13 protein-coding genes and 1 tRNA gene are annotated in these 15,442 nt (G+C 69.4%); 3 read left to right on the top strand and 11 right to left on the bottom strand.

Going from position 1 to position 15,442, the window contains the following annotated elements:
• Positions 1–124: 124 nt before the first annotated feature.
• The 3 genes from ACZ1HC_RS08415 to ACZ1HC_RS08405 are packed head-to-tail and all read right to left on the bottom strand — an operon-like array spanning position 125 to position 4,833.
• Entirely contained in the window at positions 125–877 is a 753-nt protein-coding gene (locus ACZ1HC_RS08415) for a glycerophosphodiester phosphodiesterase family protein (RefSeq protein WP_472699586.1), read from the bottom strand.
• Positions 877–1,332, bottom strand: coding sequence for a RidA family protein (locus ACZ1HC_RS08410; protein ID WP_472699585.1), 456 nt, complete (start codon positions 1,330–1,332; stop codon positions 877–879). Before ACZ1HC_RS08410 ends, ACZ1HC_RS08415 begins: the two co-directional genes overlap by 1 nt.
• A 48-nt stretch (positions 1,333–1,380) precedes the next feature.
• Positions 1,381–4,833, bottom strand: a complete 3,453-nt coding sequence (locus ACZ1HC_RS08405) for a chromosome segregation SMC family protein (protein ID WP_472699584.1) — start codon at positions 4,831–4,833, stop codon at positions 1,381–1,383.
• A 140-nt stretch (positions 4,834–4,973) separates the two neighbouring features.
• Here ACZ1HC_RS08405 and ACZ1HC_RS08400 point away from each other — a divergent pair, with 140 nt between their 5' ends.
• Complete coding sequence (locus ACZ1HC_RS08400; protein WP_472699583.1) at positions 4,974–5,354, top strand: CidA/LrgA family protein; 381 nt, start codon at positions 4,974–4,976, stop codon at positions 5,352–5,354.
• Positions 5,347–6,063 carry an LrgB family protein gene (locus ACZ1HC_RS08395; RefSeq protein ID WP_472699582.1) on the top strand — a complete coding sequence of 239 codons (717 nt, stop codon included), beginning with the start codon at positions 5,347–5,349 and terminating at the stop codon, positions 6,061–6,063. Before ACZ1HC_RS08400 ends, ACZ1HC_RS08395 begins: the two co-directional genes overlap by 8 nt.
• A 91-nt stretch (positions 6,064–6,154) precedes the next feature.
• On the opposite strand, the gene ACZ1HC_RS08390 is transcribed toward ACZ1HC_RS08395, so the two are convergent.
• Positions 6,155–6,230 (bottom strand) — tRNA-Trp (locus ACZ1HC_RS08390).
• A gap of 36 nt (positions 6,231–6,266) precedes the next feature.
• A complete protein-coding gene (locus tag ACZ1HC_RS08385; RefSeq protein WP_472699581.1) occupies positions 6,267–8,138 on the bottom strand; it encodes an ABC transporter ATP-binding protein in 1,872 nt (623 codons plus the stop codon).
• A gap of 144 nt (positions 8,139–8,282) precedes the next feature.
• Between ACZ1HC_RS08385 and ACZ1HC_RS08380 the strand changes: the two genes are divergently transcribed.
• Positions 8,283–8,786, top strand: coding sequence for a DUF892 family protein (locus ACZ1HC_RS08380; RefSeq protein WP_472699580.1), 504 nt, complete (start codon positions 8,283–8,285; stop codon positions 8,784–8,786).
• A gap of 197 nt (positions 8,787–8,983) precedes the next feature.
• Here ACZ1HC_RS08380 and ACZ1HC_RS08375 read toward each other — a convergent pair whose 3' ends face one another.
• The 6 genes from ACZ1HC_RS08375 to fusA form a co-directional block, all read right to left on the bottom strand.
• Entirely contained in the window at positions 8,984–10,558 is a 1,575-nt protein-coding gene (locus ACZ1HC_RS08375; protein WP_472699579.1) for a GMC family oxidoreductase, read from the bottom strand.
• A 14-nt stretch (positions 10,559–10,572) separates the two neighbouring features.
• Complete coding sequence (locus ACZ1HC_RS08370; protein ID WP_472699578.1) at positions 10,573–11,094, bottom strand: Twin-arginine translocation pathway signal; 522 nt, start codon at positions 11,092–11,094, stop codon at positions 10,573–10,575.
• A 51-nt stretch (positions 11,095–11,145) separates the two neighbouring features.
• Positions 11,146–11,541 (bottom strand): VOC family protein, encoded by a 396-nt coding sequence (locus tag ACZ1HC_RS08365; protein ID WP_472699577.1) that lies wholly within the window; start codon positions 11,539–11,541, stop codon positions 11,146–11,148.
• A gap of 84 nt (positions 11,542–11,625) precedes the next feature.
• Positions 11,626–11,916, bottom strand: coding sequence for a ribbon-helix-helix domain-containing protein (locus ACZ1HC_RS08360; protein ID WP_472699576.1), 291 nt, complete (start codon positions 11,914–11,916; stop codon positions 11,626–11,628).
• Positions 11,917–12,068: 152 nt separating this feature from the next.
• On the bottom strand, positions 12,069–13,244 hold the full coding sequence (gene tuf, locus ACZ1HC_RS08355; protein WP_472698577.1) for an elongation factor Tu: 1,176 nt from the start codon (positions 13,242–13,244) through the stop codon (positions 12,069–12,071).
• Between the two features lie 64 nt (positions 13,245–13,308).
• Positions 13,309–15,432: an elongation factor G gene (fusA, locus tag ACZ1HC_RS08350; protein ID WP_472699575.1), complete on the bottom strand. Its 2,124-nt coding sequence runs from the start codon at positions 15,430–15,432 to the stop codon at positions 13,309–13,311.
• Between the last annotated feature and the right edge of the window lie 10 nt (positions 15,433–15,442).

Raw genomic sequence — 15,442 nt, 5'->3', positions numbered from 1 at the left:
AGCCAAGCTAGGGTGCCGCGGGCGGTTTGTCAGCGTCCGGCGCGTCACAATCGTGACGGGGCTTCCTGCCCGGGGGAATGTCGCGCAGGGGGAAAGCCGCAGGGCGGGTGCCCCCTGCCCGCGATCAGATCGCCGCGCGATAGCCCTCGAAGGTGATGTTGTCGGCGACGCGGCGGGCCAGGGCTTCCTCCTCGGGGCTGCGGATCGTCCAGCAGAGGATCGGCACGCCCTGCGCCTTCAGCGCGTCCAGCCGCGCATTGCCCAGGTCGCGCTTGTCGTGGGACACGAAGCAGGACCGGGTCTGGTCGAAATCGTTGATCCCTGCCAGATGGCTGCGGCGGTCCTCGGAGATGCCGGGCCAGTCTGCCTCGTCATAGGCGCAGGTGGTCAGGCCCACCGGGATCGCGGGCGCCGCGGCGTGGAAGGCGGCGACGACATGGGGGTTGAAGGACATCACCGCCACCGGCCCGGCATAGCCCTGCAGGACATCGGCCACCGCCTTGTGCAGCAGCCCGATGTCGGGGCCCAGCGACAGGTCCTGGTCCTTGATCTCGATGAGCAGGGGCACCCGGCCCGCTACCAGGTCCAGGAACTGGCGCAGCGTCGGCACCGGTTCTTCGGTGCCCAGCAGCCGCATGGCGCCCAGGGCGCGGGGTTCGAAATCGGCGATCATGCCCGGACTGCCCACCAGGCGCTTCAGGTCATAGTCATGGAACACCATCGGCGTGCCGTCGCGGGCGGGCTGGATGTCCAGCTCGATGCCGTAGCCGGCGTCGATGGCGGCCTGCGCGGCCGCGAGACTGTTTTCGGGAACGCCCGCGCCGTGCAGGCCGCGATGGGCGATGGGCGTGGTCAGGAAGGCCTCTGGCAGGGTCATCACGCGACCTCGAAGATGGCTTCGATCTCGACCGCGACGCCCAGGGGCAGGGCGGCGGCGGAAACGGCGGCGCGCGCATGGCGTCCGGCGTCGCCGAACACCTCGACCATCAGATCCGAGCAGCCGTTGACCACCTTGGGCTGGTCGGTGAAATCGGGGGTCGAGTTCACGAAGCCGGTCAGCTTCACCACGCGCCGCACGCGGTCCAGATCCCCCAGCGCGGCCTTGAGTTGCGCGATCAGCGACAGCCCGCAGCAGCGGGCGGCGGCGGCGCCTTCCTCGATCGACATGCCATCGCCCAGGCGGCCCCTGATCAGGCCGCTGTCGTCCTGGCTGATCTGGCCCGACACGAAGACCAGGTTGCCGGTCTGCACGAAGGGCACATAGTTCGCCGCGGGCGCGGGCGCCGCGGGAAGGGTGATGCCCTTCCGGGCCAGGGTGGCTTCGATGCTCATGATGTCCCTTCAGGTTCCGGCGTCACGTGCAGCCTAGCAAGCCCACCGTCAGGCGACCAGAGCCTCGGCGCGCTTCAGATCCACGCTGACAAGCTGGCTGACGCCCTGTTCCACCATCGTCACCCCGAACAGCCGGTCCATGCGCGACATGGTGACGGCGTGGTGGGTGATGATCAGGAACCGCGTGTCGGTGCGGCGCGTCATCTCGTCCAAGAGGTCGCAGAAGCGGCCGACATTGGCATCGTCCAGCGGCGCGTCCACCTCGTCCAGCACGCAGATCGGCGCGGGATTGGCCAGGAACACCGCGAAGATCAGCGCCAGCGCGGTCAGTGTCTGTTCGCCCCCCGACAGCAGCGACAGGGTGGACAGCTTCTTGCCCGGCGGCTGGCACAGGATTTCCAGCCCCGCATCCAGCGGATCGTCGGATTCGACCAGCACCAGCCGCGCCTCTCCGCCGCCGAACAGCGTGGTGAACAGGGCCGAGAAGCTGGCGTTCACCGCGTCGAAGGCCGCCAGCAGCCGTTCGCGACCCTCGCGGTTCAGGCTGGCGATGCCGGCGCGCAGCTTGCGGATGGCTTCCTCGAGGTCGTTCTTCTGCGCGGCAAGGCGGTCGCGTTCCGCCTCAAGGTCGCGCTTGTCCTCGTCGGCGCGCAGGTTGACGGCGCCCAGCGCGTCGCGCTGCGCGCGCAGCCGGGCGATCCGGTCCTCGAGCTGGGCGGCGGGAAGGTCCGGCGGCGTCGGCCCCAGCATCGCCAGCAGCGCCTGCGGCGTCGCCTCGGCCTCGTCGAGGATGCGCGCGCGGGCGGCGGCTTCGGCGTCACGGGCGGCCTCGGCCCGGGCCTCGCGCGTGGCGCGGATCTCGCGCGCCTCCGAGGCGGCGCGCTCGGCCTCGCGTTCGGCATGGGCAGCGGCGCGGGCGGCGTCCTCGGCCCGCGACAGCGCGTCGCGGGCGGCGGTCAGGCGGTCGCCGGCCTCGGCCGCGCGGGCCTGAAGGCTGGCCCGGCGCCCGGCCAGGACGGCGGGCTGGGCCTCGGCATCGGCCAGTTCGGCGCGGGCGGCGTCGCGGCGGGCGGCCAGTTCACCGGCGCGGCCTCCGGCCTGCTGCAGCCGCTGCGTCCAGCCGGCTTCCTCGCGCGCAATCTCTTGCAGGCGCCTGCTCCGCGTCCGGGCTTCGCGCGTCAGGTCGTCCAGAAGGGCGCGCCGCGTCATCAAGGTGATGCGGGCGGCCTCGACGCCGATGCGCAGCTGTTCCAGCACGGCGACCGCCTGGGCCCGGTCAGGCAATTCGGCCAGCGCCGCTTCCGCCTGGGCAAGTCGGCCGCGCGCATCGGCGGCGTCGGCCTGATGGCGGGCCAGTTCGGCACCCGCGGCCTCGGCCTGGCCGCGGGCCAGCGACAGGTCGGATTCAGCGCGGGTCAGGGCGCGGGCCGCCTCCGACAGGCTGCGCTCGGCCTCGCGGCGGGCGGTGCGGGCGGATTTCTCGGTGTCGGCGGCCTCGGCCAGGGCCGCGCGGGCATCCTCGTGACGCGCCGCGGCGACGGCGGCGCGGGCCTCGGCTTCGGCGGTCTGTTCGGCCAGTTCCGAAAGGCGGTTCACGTTCTGCAGGTGCAAGGCGGCCGTCGAGGGCCCGTCGCCGGCCATCACCCGCATCCCGTCCCAGCGGAACAGGTCGCCCGCCGGCGTGACCAGCCGCTGACCGGGCATCAATGCGGGCTGCAGGGCGGCGGCGGTGGCCGTGTCCGCCACGACACCCACCTGGGACAGCCGCCGCGCCAAGGCCCCCGGGGCGGTGACCCGCGGCGCAAGCGGTTCCGCGGCTGCCGGCAAGGCCTGCGGCGCCTTCCAGCCCGGCAGCAGATGCCAGCCGCTGTCCCCGTCTGCCGCCAGTCCCGCCCGCAGATCGTCGCCGAACGCCGCGCCGAAGGCGGGTTCGAAGCCCGCGGCGACCGCCACCTGATCCAGGATCGTCCTAGCGTCAGGATCGTCCCGCCGGGTCAGCCGGCGCAGGGCGGCTGTCTCGGCCGAGAGGGCGCTCGTCTCGCCCTCGGCCTCGGCGCGGGCGATGCGGGTGGCGGTTTCCGCCGCCTCGGCTTCGGCCCGCAGGGCTTCGGCTGCGGCAAGGGCGGCCTCGGCAGCCTCGGCGCGCGCGGCGGCCATGTCCTGCGCGGCCTCGGCCTCGGCCAGCGCGTCGGCGGCCAGGGCCCCGGCCTCGGCGGCGCGGGCGGCACGGGCTTCGGCCTCGGCCGCCGCGCGCCCGGACCGGGCCAGCATGGCGCCCAGATCGGCGACCAGCCGCTCGGCGGACTGGTGGCGGGCGGCCAGCCGCGCGGCCTCGTCGGTCAGGTCCGCCAGCCGCGCCTCGATCTCGCGCAGCGCCTCGGCCGCGTCCGTGGCGGCCTGCGCCGCGTCGTCTTGCCGGGCCTCCTGCCCCTGCCCCGCGCCTTCCAGATCGACCCTTTCGCGCGCCAGCCGCTCGACCACCTCGCCGGCGTCGCGGTTCAGGGATTCCTCGCGGTCCAGGTCGCGGGTCAGTTGCGCGACGCGGGCCTGAAGGCCGGCAATGGCCGCCGCGGCGCGGGCATCCGCATCGTCCAGGGCCTCGCGCTCGATGCCGATGCGGGACAGGATCGCGGCCGCGATCTGTTCCTCCTCGCGCAGCGCGGGCAGCGCGGCCTCGGCATCCTCGCGGCGCGCCGCGGCTTCGCGGGACGCGGCCTCGGCGGCACCGGCATCGCGGGTCGCGGCGCCCAGCGCCTGGTCGGCGGCCAGGCGGGCAGCCTCGGCCTCGGACCAGCGGCGGTACAGCAGCGCGCCTTCGGCCAGCCGCAGCGCCGCGCCGATCTCGCGATAGCGGGCGGCGGTCCGGGCCTGCCGCGCAAGGCTGGCCGCCTGCGCCGAAAGCTGGTCCAGCGTATCCTCGACCCGGGTCAGGTTCGCCTCGGCGCCGTTCAGCTTCAACTCGGCCTCGTGGCGCCGCTGGTAGAGCCCGCTGATCCCAGCCGCTTCCTCGAGGATCCGGCGGCGCGCGCGCGGCTTGGCGCCGATCAGTTCGCTGATCTGGCCCTGCCGCACCAGGGCTGGGGAATGCGCCCCGGTCGAGGCGTCCGCGAACAGCATCTGCACGTCGCGCGCCCGCGCCTCCTTGCCGGCGATCCTGTAGGCGCTGCCGGCGTCGCGGGTGATCCGCCGCGCGATGTCGAACTGGTCGTCGTCGTTGAAACCCGCAGGCGCCAGGCGATCGCGGTTGTCCACCGTCAGCACCACCTCGGCATGGGCGCGGGCCGGGCGGCGCGCGGTGCCCGCGAAGATCACGTCCTCCATCCCCTCGCCGCGCATGGCGGTGGGACGGTTCTCGCCCATGACCCAGCGCAGCGCCTCGAGCAGGTTGGACTTGCCGCAGCCGTTGGGCCCGACGACGCCGGTCAGCCCCTCGCGGATGACCAGGTCGGTCGGATCCACGAAGCTTTTGAAGCCGTTCAGGCGAAGCCGGTCGAAGCGCAAGCGCGATCCCCTCTCGTTCCCGCGGGATTGTCACATCGCCGCCACCCGAGTCAACCGCCGCGTGCTATATCTTGCCCGGCGCAAGACACTTTCCACAAGATGAGCATGATCCGGCGGCGCAATGTTGCTAGCATCCGGGCATGATTGCCGCGCTGTCGCTGATTCTGGCCTTCCAGCTGACCGGAGAGATCCTGTCGCGCGCCCTGGACCTGCCCTTGCCCGGCCCCGTGGCGGGCCTGTGCCTGCTGGTGGGCGCCTGCATCCTGCGTCCCGCGCTGGCCGGCCGGCTGAGGCCGGTCGCCCAGGGCCTGCTGTCGCATCTGTCGCTGTTCTTCGTGCCGGCGGGCGTGGGCGTGGTGGCCCACTGGCCGGTGTTGCGCGACCACGGTATCGGTCTGGCGCTTGCGATCATGGGCTCGACGGTGCTGGCGATCGCGGCGGGGGCGCTGACGTTCCAGGCGGTGGCGCGGTGGACGGGCAAGGTCGATCCCTCGGCCTTGAAGGGGCGCGGCGATGACTGATGCGGCCTTGATCTGGTCCTATCTGGCGCAGGGCCCGCTGCTGTGGCTGACGGCGACGCTGGCGGCCTATGTGGTAGGCGACGCGCTGTCGCGCGCGGCGGGCCGGCAAAGCTGGGCCAATCCGGTGCTGATCGCGGTGATCGTGCTGGCGACGCTGCTGGGCGCGACCGGCACCGATTACGCCACCTATTTCGAGGGCGCGCAGTTCGTCCACTTCATGCTGGGCCCCGCCACGGTCTGCCTGGCGCTGCCGCTTTACGACAACCTGTCCCGCGTCCGCCGCGCGCTGTGGCCGATGCTGGCCGGGCTGTGCGTGGGGTCGGGCGTGGCGGTGGTGTCTGCCCTGGCCATCGCCCGGGGGTTCGGCGTCGCGGGCCCGGTGCTGGCCTCGCTGGCGCCCAAGTCCACGACCGCCCCCGTGGCCATCGGCATCGCCGAACGCATCGGCGGCCAGCCCACGCTGACCGCGGCCCTGGTGCTGCTGACGGGGATCTTCGGGGCGATCGTGGTGACGCCGCTGCTGAACGCGCTGCGGGTCCGGGACTGGCGGGCGCGCGGCTTTGCCGTGGGGGTCGCCGCACACGGGATCGGCACCGCGCGGGCGCTTCAGGTGAACCAGACGGCAGGGGCCTTTGCGGGGATCGGCATGGGGCTGAATGCCGTGCTGACGGCGGTGATCGCGCCCTGGGTGGTGGGATGGCTGGGCTAGGCGCGGGCCCGCAGGCTCGCGAGGTGCAGTCCCGCACGGCCCGCCGCAAGGCGACATCCTGCGCCCTGAAGGCTGACGATCGCGACGGATCTGGCAGGGGTTGGGGGACTCGAACCCACGACCCTCGGTTTTGGAGACCGATGCTCTACCAACTGAGCTAAACCCCTGCGGTGCGCGACAGATAGGATCTGGCGCGGGGCGCGTCAAGCGATGAAACGCCCCTCCGCCTCGGCATCGGCGGCCAGGAAGCCGCCCGATTGCCGCGCCCAGAGCCGCGCGTAAAGCCCGCCGCGCGCCAGCAGATCGGCATGGCTGCCCTGTTCGATGATCCGGCCGGCGTCCATCACCACCAGCCGGTCCATCGCCGCGATGGTGGACAGGCGGTGCGCGATGGCGATCACCGTCTTGCCCGCCATCAGCGCCTCGAGCCGCGACTGGATCGCGGCCTCGGCCTCGCTGTCCAGCGCGCTGGTCGCCTCGTCCAGGATCAGGATCGGCGCGTCCTTCAGCGCCACCCGGGCGATGGCGATGCGCTGGCGCTGGCCGCCCGACAGCTTGACGCCGCGTTCGCCGACATGGGCATCCAGGCCGCGCCGGCCCTGGCTGTCCGACAGCAGCGGCACGAAATCCTGCGCCTCGGCCATTCGCAGGGCGGCGGCGATCTCCTCCTCGGTCGCGTCGGGGCGGCCATAGGCGATGTTGTCGCGCACCGAGCGGTGCAGGAGCGAACTGTCCTGCGTCACCACGCCGATGGCGGCGCGCAGGCTGTCCTGCGTGACCTGCGACACGTCCTGCCCGTCGATGGTGATGCGGCCCCGTTCGATGTCGTGAAAGCGCAGCAGCAGGTTGATGAGCGTGGATTTCCCCGCCCCCGACCGGCCGACGAGACCCACCCGTTCGCCGGGCGCGACATGCAGCGTCAGGTCGTCCAGGACCGCCATCGGCCGCGCGCCCTGGATGGCGCGATAGCGGAAGGTCACCCCCTCAAAGCTGACGGCGCCGGGGCCGGGCACCAGCGGGCGCGCGCCCGGCGTGTCCTTCACCTCGCGCGGCAGGGCGAGGCTGGCGATGCCGTCCCGGACGGTGCCGATGTTTTCGAACAGCGCGGCGAATTCCCACATGATCCAGTGGGCCATGTTGTTCAGCCGCATCGCCAGCGGCACCGCCACCGCGACCGCGCCGACCTCGATCTGCCCGCCGGTCCAGAGCCACAGCCCCACCCCGGCGACCGAGCCGAGCAGCGCCACGTTGATCGTGTTCAGCGCGATGTCCTGCACGCTGGACAGCCGCATCTGCCGATAGACGGTCTGCAGGAAGGCGTCCATGCCATCGCGCATCCAGGCCTCCTCGCGCGAGGAATGCGAGAACAGCTTGACCGTCGCGATGTTGGTATAGCTGTCCACCACCCGCCCGGTCATGGCCGATCGCGCATCGGCCTGCGCCTCGGCCACCCGGGCCAGGCGCGGGACGATCTGCCACAGCAGGATGGCATAGGCCGCCACCCAGGCTACGAAGGGCAGCGCCAGCCGCCAGTCCTGGCTTGCCGCCAGGATCAGCGCGCCCAGGAAATAGATCACGACATAGCTGCCGACATCCATCACCTTCATCGTCACCTCGCGCACGGCAAGGGCGGTCTGCATCAGCCGCTGGGCGATCCGCCCGGCGAATTCGTCCTGGAAATAGCCCACCGACTGGCGCAGCAGATAGCGGTGCGCGCGCCAGCGGATCCGCTGGGGGAAGTTGCCCATCAGCCCCTGATGCAGCACCAGCGAGCCCAGCAGGTTCAGCCCCGGCAGCACCAGCAGCAGCACCAGCGCCATGAAGCCCAGCCGCGCGCCGTGCAGATCCCAGAACCGGTCGCGCGGGGTCTGGGCAAGCTGGTCGATCAGTTCGCCCAGCCAGCCGAACAGCACCACCTCGACCAGCGCGATCAGCGACGATGTGACGGCCAGCAGCACCAGCCAGGGCAAGGCGCCGCGGCTGTAATACAGCACGAAGCGGACCAGCGACCGGGGCGGCATCCCGGGCGTCTCGGTCGGGTAGGGGTCGATGCGTCGCTCGAACCACGAGAACATGGGCCACCGAAATGTCGTGAACGGGATCAGGCAGGGGGCGCTTGCTGGACCCTTGCCGGGGCGATGTCAAGCCGGCGGGCGGGAACGATGGAACGGGATGCACGTTGCAACCAGGAAAAGGCTGCCAGCCGAAAGGACATCATCATGGCGATCAAGAATCTGAACGACCTCTACCTGCACCAGTTGAAGGATCTGTACTCGGCCTGCAAACAGTCGATGACGGTCGTGACCGAAATGGGCCGCGTCGCCAAGTCGCGCGAACTGGCCGAGGCGCTGATCGCCGGCAACCAGGGCATCGCCCGGGGAATGGAGACGCTGGCCAGCATCTGTGCCCGCCACGACACCGACCCGACGGGAGAGCATTGCCGCGGCATGGAGGGGCTGGCGGTCGAGGCGCGCCGCCACGCCATCGAGACCGACTTCGGCGACGAGGACACGCAGGACGCGGCCATCATCACCCAGTACCAGCGGCTGACCCACTATGCCATCGCCGGCTATGGCTGCGTGCGGACCTTCGCCAACCGTCTGGGCCATGACGACGACGGCGCGGCCCTTCAGGAATGCCTGGACAGCACCCGCCAGGGCGACGAACACATGACCCGCATCGCCGAGGGCGGCGTCAACCAGGCCGCCGTGGACGGCCAGTAACGAAGGAACCGGCGCCGCAACCAGCTTGCGGCGCCGGTCGGCGGCCCGGGCATGTCCTTCCGGTTCGGCCTTCGGCAGGCGGCCATCGGCCGCCCCGGACCCGTGCCGCCCGCTACAGGGGCGCGGGGCCTGCGAAGGCTGTCCTGCAGGCAGAAGCCCCTTGGCATACCCTGCCGCCGGGCCTGGTCGTGGTTGCCTCAGACGTTGCCTGCCGCCATCTCCCTGGCGATGTGGTCAGCCTGGCGGATGGCCAGGGCCACGATGGTCAGCGTCGGGTTTTCCGCCGCGCCGGTCGTGAACTGGCTGCCGTCCGACACGAACAGGTTGGGCACCTCATGGGCCTGCCCGTTGCGGTTCACCACGCCGTCCTCGGGGCGTTCGGACATCCGGTTGGTGCCCAGATTGTGCGTCGAGGGATAGGGCGGCGTCGGCAGCGTGCGCGTCGCGCCCACCGCCTTGTAGATCGCCTGCCCCTGCGCGTAAGCGTGGTTGCGCATCGCCACGTCGTTCGGATGGTCGCTGAAGTTGACGTTGGCGACCTTCAGGCCGAACTTGTCCTCGGTATCGGACAGGGTGACACGGTTGTCGGCCTGGGGCATGTCCTCGCCCACGATCCACATGCCCGCCATGTTGGCATAGCTGTCAAGCGCGGTGGCGAATTCGCGGCCCCAGCCGCCCGGATCCAGGAAGGCTGCCATGAAGGGCAGGCCCAGCGACAGGGTTTCCAGTTCGTACCCGCCGACGAACCCGCGCGAGGGATCGTGCCGCGCCTCGTCGCGGATGATGCCGGCCATGGTCGTGCCGCGCCACATCTTCACCGGCTTCTCGAAGGTCGCATAGACCGATCCCGTAGTGTGGCGCATGTAGTTGCGTCCCACCTGGCCGGACCCGTTGGCAAGCCCGTCCGGGAACATGCTGCTGTGCGAATTGAGCAGCAGGCGCGGGCTTTCGAAGCTGTTGCCGGCGACGGCCACCAGCCGCGCCTTCTGCATCTGCAGGTTGCCGTCCTTGTCGAAATATTCGACCCCGGTCACCTTGCCGCTGTCGTCGTGCAGGATCCGCGCGACATGGGCGTGGTCGCGCACCTCCAGGTTGCCGGTCGCCTCGCCCCGCGGGATGTCGGTATAGGCGCTGGACCACTTGGCGCCCCATTTGCAGCCCTGGAAGCAGAAGCCGGTCTGCTGGCAGGCCATCCGGTCGTCATAGTCGGCGCTGTTGATGGCCATGTTGCCGGTATGGACTTCCTTGTAGCCGACGGCTAGGGCGCCCTTCTCGAAGACCTTGTAGTTGTTGCTGCCCGGCAGGCGCGGCCGCCCGCCGACGCCGGTGACGCCCAGCTTGGCCTCGGCCTTGTCGTACCAGGGCGCCATCTCGGCCGGGTCCAGCGGCCAGTCCAGCAGGTTCGCCCCCTCGACCGCGCCATAGGTGGACAAGGCCTTCCATTCGTGGTCCTGGAAGCGGAGCGACGCGCCGGCCCAGTGGATGCTGGTGCCGCCGACCGCCTTGACGATCCAGGCAGGCAGGCCGCTGAAGTCCTTGGCCACCCGCCAGTCGCCGCTGGTCGTGCGTGGGTCGGTCCAGGCCAGTTGGCCGAAGCTTTCCCATTCGTCGTTGATGTAATCCTCGGGCATGTAGCGCCCGCCCGCCTCCAGCGCCACGACCTTGACGCCCTTCTGCGCCAGTTCGTTGGCCAGCACCCCGCCGCCCGCGCCGGTGCCCACGATGACCACCACGCTGTCGTCGGTCAGTTCGAATTTGGCTGCCTTGGCCATGATAGCTGCCCCCCTTACAACCAGTCGATGTCGTCAAAGCCGCGGTTGATGTAACCGCCCTGCGAGAAGGACTCGCCCTCGTAGCCGAAGATCGGCCAGATTTCCTTCTGGTTGTACAGGCCCGTCACCAGCCCGCCCCGGACGGTCTGGAAGAAGGGCGTGTCCTGGATCTGGCGCAGGATCGCCACGCGATCATCCTCCCATCCGGTGGCCAGGTAGCTGTCGAAGCCCGCAGCCTTCGCCGCCTCGTCCAGGGCGGCGATGCCTTCCGCCACCATGTCCTTCTGCTCGGGCGAATCGTAGGACTTGATCGCCACGGCATAATGGCGGTCGCCCACCCGGTCGTGGGGGTAGATGTCGCGGGCCATCTGCAGCAGCGTGGCCATCTGGTGTTCGCTGATGGCCGTCACCTCGACGGCCCAGGCGGCGTCGGTCGCCGCGATGAAGCCCGGCCCCGCGACGGCCAGAGCCCCGGCCGCCACCGCGCGCGACAGAAGCGCGCGACGGGTCAGCCCCTGCTTGTTCAATCGGGTCATGTCTCTCCTCCCCTTGTGCTGCGCCGGGGGTCTCCCCTCCCCGCGGGCGCGCTATTTGTAACGGCCGCCCCGCTGGATCACCTCGATCTGATATCCATCGGGGTCGGCAATGAAGAAGAACCGGGCGATCACCTCGCCGCCCGGGGCGAAGTCGACCAGCTTGCGCGGCGCCAGCCCCTCGGCCTCCAGACGCGCGTGCAGCGCATCGACGTCATCCACGGTGAAGGCGATATGGCCATAGCCGTCACCCAGGGCATAGGGTTCCGTGCGGCCCTTGTTGACGGTCAGCTCCAGCTCGGTCTCGCTTTCGCCATTCGCCAGATAGACCAGCGTGAAGTCCGGAAAATCAAGGCGTTCCGCCACCGTCAGACCGAAGCAGCGGTCGTAGAAATCGACCGAGCGCGCCTCGTCCAGGACACGGATCATGGAATGGACGTACTTCGCCATAAGGTTCCCTTCTTGTCAGTCCGGGAACCAGTCTAGGCGGGCGCGGATCCGTGCGGGTAGTAACGGATTACTACAGCGCCGCTTTTATTCGGCGGCGATTGCGGCGGCGATGTGCTGATCCTCGCCAAGATGGATCGTGCAGGCGCAGCGCAGCAGCGAGGTGAAGTTGCGCGCCTCGCCATGCAGCTCAAGCACCTCGGCGTGCAGCTTCGAGATGAAGGCCGGCGTCGTGACCCCCTGCCGGGCGGCGATCTGGTCCAGGATGCGCCAGAAGGCGCGCTCCAGCCGGATCGAGGTCGATTGCCCGTTCAGCCGCAGCCTGCGGGTCACGGTCTCATAGCGGTCGGGGTCTTGCCCCGCGAAGATCTGGCACATGGGCTTGATCCGAAAGGTCCGATAGCCCGATCCTGCGGCAGGACGGGGGCTGGGTCAATGCACCTTTGGGCGCCCTCACGGCGAAGGCCGCGCTTTGGGGGCGCGGCCTTCGGGTTGGTTCTGGGGCTGCGGGCGGCCGGGCCGCCCTGGGATCACTTGATGATCTTCGACACGACGCCGGCGCCGACGGTGCGGCCGCCTTCGCGGATGGCGAAGCGCAGCTTTTCCTCCATGGCGATCGGGGCGATCAGCTCGACCTCGAACTTCAGGTTGTCGCCCGGCATCACCATCTCGGTGCCCTCGGGCAGCTTCACCGTGCCGGTCACGTCCGTGGTGCGGAAGTAGAACTGCGGGCGGTAGTTGGCGAAGAACGGCGTGTGCCGGCCGCCTTCCTCCTTGGTCAGGATGTAGGCCTCGGCCTCGAAGGTGGTGTGCGGCTTGACCGAGCCGGGCTTGCACAGCACCTGCCCGCGCTCCACGCCGTCGCGGTCCACGCCGCGCAGCAGCGCGCCGATGTTGTCGCCCGCTTCCCCGCGGTCCAGCAGCTTGCGGAACATCTCGACGCCCGTGCAGGTGGTCTTGCGGGTGTCGCGGATGCCCACGATCTCAAGCTCGTCGCCGACGTTGACGGCGCCGCGCTCGACCCGGCCGGTGACGACCGTGCCGCGGCCCGAGATCGAGAACACGTCCTCGATCGGCATCAGGAAGGGCTGGTCGATGGCGCGCTCGGGCGTCGGGATGTAGTCGTCCACCGCCTTGATCAGCGCCCGGATCGAGTTCTCGCCGATCTCGGGGTCGCGGCCTTCCATCGCCGCCAGCGCCGAGCCCTTGATGATCGGGATCTCGTCGCCCGGATAGTCGTAGCTGCTCAGCAGCTCGCGCACCTCCATCTCGACCAGCTCCAGCAGTTCCTCGTCATCGACCTGGTCGACCTTGTTGAGATAGACGACCATGTAGGGGATGCCCACCTGGCGGCCCAGCAGGATGTGCTCGCGCGTCTGCGGCATCGGGCCGTCGGCGGCGTTGACCACCAGGATCGCCCCGTCCATCTGCGCCGCGCCGGTGATCATGTTCTTGACGTAGTCGGCGTGGCCCGGGCAGTCCACATGCGCATAGTGGCGCGCTTCCGATTCGTATTCCACATGCGCCGTCGAGATGGTGATCCCCCGGGCGCGTTCTTCCGGCGCCCCGTCGATCTGGTCATAGGCCTTGAATTCACCGAAATACTTCGTGATCGCAGCCGTCAGCGTCGTCTTGCCGTGGTCAACGTGACCGATCGTGCCAATGTTGACGTGCGGTTTCGTCCGTTCAAACTTTGCCTTTGCCATAAGCAGGGCTCCTTGGATTCATCGTTGTCGTGATACGGGCGGGGCCTGCGCCCCGCCCCGCCGATCAGGCGTATTTCTTCTGGATCTCGTCCGAGATGTTCTGCGGCACGGCCTCGTAATGGTCGAACTGCATCGTGAACACCGCGCGGCCCGAGGACATCGAGCGCAGGTTGTTGATGTAGCCGAACATGTTGGCCAGCGGCACGAAGGCGTCGATGACGTTCGCGTTCCCGCGCGGATCCTGCCCGCGGACCATGCCGCGGCGGCTGGTCAGGTCGCCGATGATCGAACCCGTGTATTCCTCGGGGGTGACCACCTCGACCTTCATGATCGGTTCCAGCAGCTTGGCGCCGGCCTTCTTCAGGCCTTCCCGCATCGCCGCACGCGCCGCGATCTCGAAGGCCAGGACCGAGGAGTCGACGTCGTGGAAGGCGCCGTCCAGCAGGGCCACCTTGAAGTCGATCACGGGGAAGCCCGCCAGCGGACCGGAATCCATCACCGACTTGATGCCCTTCTCGACGCCCGGGATGTATTCCTTCGGCACCGCGCCGCCGACGATCTTGGATTCGAAGGAATAGCCTTCGCCCGGCTCGGTCGGGGTGATCGCCAGCTTGACGCGGGCGAACTGGCCCGTGCCGCCGGTCTGCTTCTTGTGGGTGTAGTCGATCTCGGCCGGCTGGCTGATCGTCTCGCGATAGGCCACCTGGGGGGCGCCGATGTTGGCCTCGACCTTGAACTCGCGCTTCATGCGGTCCACCAGGATGTCGAGATGCAGTTCGCCCATGCCCTTCATGATGGTCTGGCCCGATTCCAGATCGGTCTCGACCCGGAAGGACGGATCCTCGGCGGCCAGACGCTGCAGGGCAAGGCCCATCTTCTCCTGGTCGGCCTTGGACTTGGGTTCCACGGCGATCTCGATCACCGGCTCGGGGAAGGTCATCGTCTCCAGCACCACCGGCTTGGCGGGATCGCAGAGCGTGTCGCCCGTGGTGGTTTCCTTGAGACCCGCAAGCGCGATGATGTCGCCGGCGAAGGCTTCCTCGATCTCCTCGCGGTTGATCGAATGCATCATCATCATGCGGCCCACGCGCTCGCGCTTGCCCTTCGTCGCGTTCAGCATCTGGTCGCCCTTCTTGAGCTGGCCAGAATAGATCCGCGTGAAGGTCAGCGAACCCACGAAGGGGTCGTTCATGATCTTGAACGCCAGGCCCGAGAAGGGCTGCTCGTCATCGGCGCGCCGCTCGATGTTGCGGGTTTCCGTCTCGTCGCCCGGCGCGAAGCCCAGATAGGGGGGCACGTCCAGCGGCGACGGCAGATAGTCGATGACGGCGTTCAGAAGCGGCTGCACGCCCTTGTTCTTGAACGACGAGCCGGCGGTCACCGGGAAGAAGGACAGCGACAGCGTGCCCTTGCGGATCAGGCCGCGCAGGGTCGCCTCGTCGGGCTCGTTGCCCTCGAGATAGGCCTCCATGGCGGTGTCGTCCTGTTCGACGGCCAGTTCGATCAGGTTCGAGCGCCATTCCTCGGCCAGGTCCTTCAGGTCGTCGCGGATCGGCTGGCGGATCCAGCTTGCGCCCAAATCCTCGCCCTTCCAGACCCACTCCTCCATCTTCACCAGGTCGATGATGCCTTCCAGCTTGTCCTCGGCGCCGATCGGCAGGGCGATCGGGCAGGGGGTGCCGCCGGTGCGGTCCTTGATCATGCGCACGCAGTTGAAGAAGTCGGCGCCGATCTTGTCCATCTTGTTGACGAAGACGATCCGCGGCACCTTGTAGCGGTCGGCCTGGCGCCAGACGGTCTCGGTCTGCGGCTCGACGCCGGCATTGGCGTCCAGCAGGCAGATCGCGCCGTCCAGAACGGCCAGCGAGCGTTCCACCTCGATGGTGAAGTCCACGTGGCCCGGGGTGTCGATGATGTTGAAGCGGTACTTGGTGTCCGAGGTGCCTTCGGTCGTCGGATCCTCCTGGCGCTGCCAGAACGTGGTGGTCGCGGCAGACGTGATGGTGATGCCGCGCTCCTGTTCCTGCTCCATCCAGTCCATGGTCGCGGCGCCGTCATGCACTTCGCCGATCTTGTGCGACTTGCCGGTGTAGTAGAGGATACGCTCGGTCGTCGTCGTCTTGCCGGCGTCGATATGGGCCATGATGCCGAAGTTGCGGTAACGCTGCAGCGGATATTCGCGTGCCATGGTGGGGATC

The sequence above is a fragment of the Paracoccus sp. BR5-17 genome (genome assembly GCF_055693925.1).
Note: the sequence above shows the minus strand (reverse complement) of the source record. Positions and strands in the feature narration are given on the sequence as shown.

Coding starts and splice junctions, on each gene's coding strand:
- ACZ1HC_RS08415 (WP_472699586.1), bottom strand. CDS start 877: ATGACCCTGCCAGAGGCCTTCCTGACCACGCCCATCGCCCATCGCGGC.
- ACZ1HC_RS08410 (WP_472699585.1), bottom strand. CDS start 1,332: ATGAGCATCGAAGCCACCCTGGCCCGGAAGGGCATCACCCTTCCCGCG.
- ACZ1HC_RS08400 (WP_472699583.1), top strand. CDS start 4,974: ATGATTGCCGCGCTGTCGCTGATTCTGGCCTTCCAGCTGACCGGAGAG.
- ACZ1HC_RS08395 (WP_472699582.1), top strand. CDS start 5,347: ATGACTGATGCGGCCTTGATCTGGTCCTATCTGGCGCAGGGCCCGCTG.
- ACZ1HC_RS08385 (WP_472699581.1), bottom strand. CDS start 8,138: ATGTTCTCGTGGTTCGAGCGACGCATCGACCCCTACCCGACCGAGACG.
- ACZ1HC_RS08380 (WP_472699580.1), top strand. CDS start 8,283: ATGGCGATCAAGAATCTGAACGACCTCTACCTGCACCAGTTGAAGGAT.
- ACZ1HC_RS08375 (WP_472699579.1), bottom strand. CDS start 10,558: ATGGCCAAGGCAGCCAAATTCGAACTGACCGACGACAGCGTGGTGGTC.
- ACZ1HC_RS08370 (WP_472699578.1), bottom strand. CDS start 11,094: ATGACCCGATTGAACAAGCAGGGGCTGACCCGTCGCGCGCTTCTGTCG.
- ACZ1HC_RS08365 (WP_472699577.1), bottom strand. CDS start 11,541: ATGGCGAAGTACGTCCATTCCATGATCCGTGTCCTGGACGAGGCGCGC.
- ACZ1HC_RS08360 (WP_472699576.1), bottom strand. CDS start 11,916: ATGTGCCAGATCTTCGCGGGGCAAGACCCCGACCGCTATGAGACCGTG.
- tuf (WP_472698577.1), bottom strand. CDS start 13,244: ATGGCAAAGGCAAAGTTTGAACGGACGAAACCGCACGTCAACATTGGC.
- fusA (WP_472699575.1), bottom strand. CDS start 15,432: ATGGCACGCGAATATCCGCTGCAGCGTTACCGCAACTTCGGCATCATG.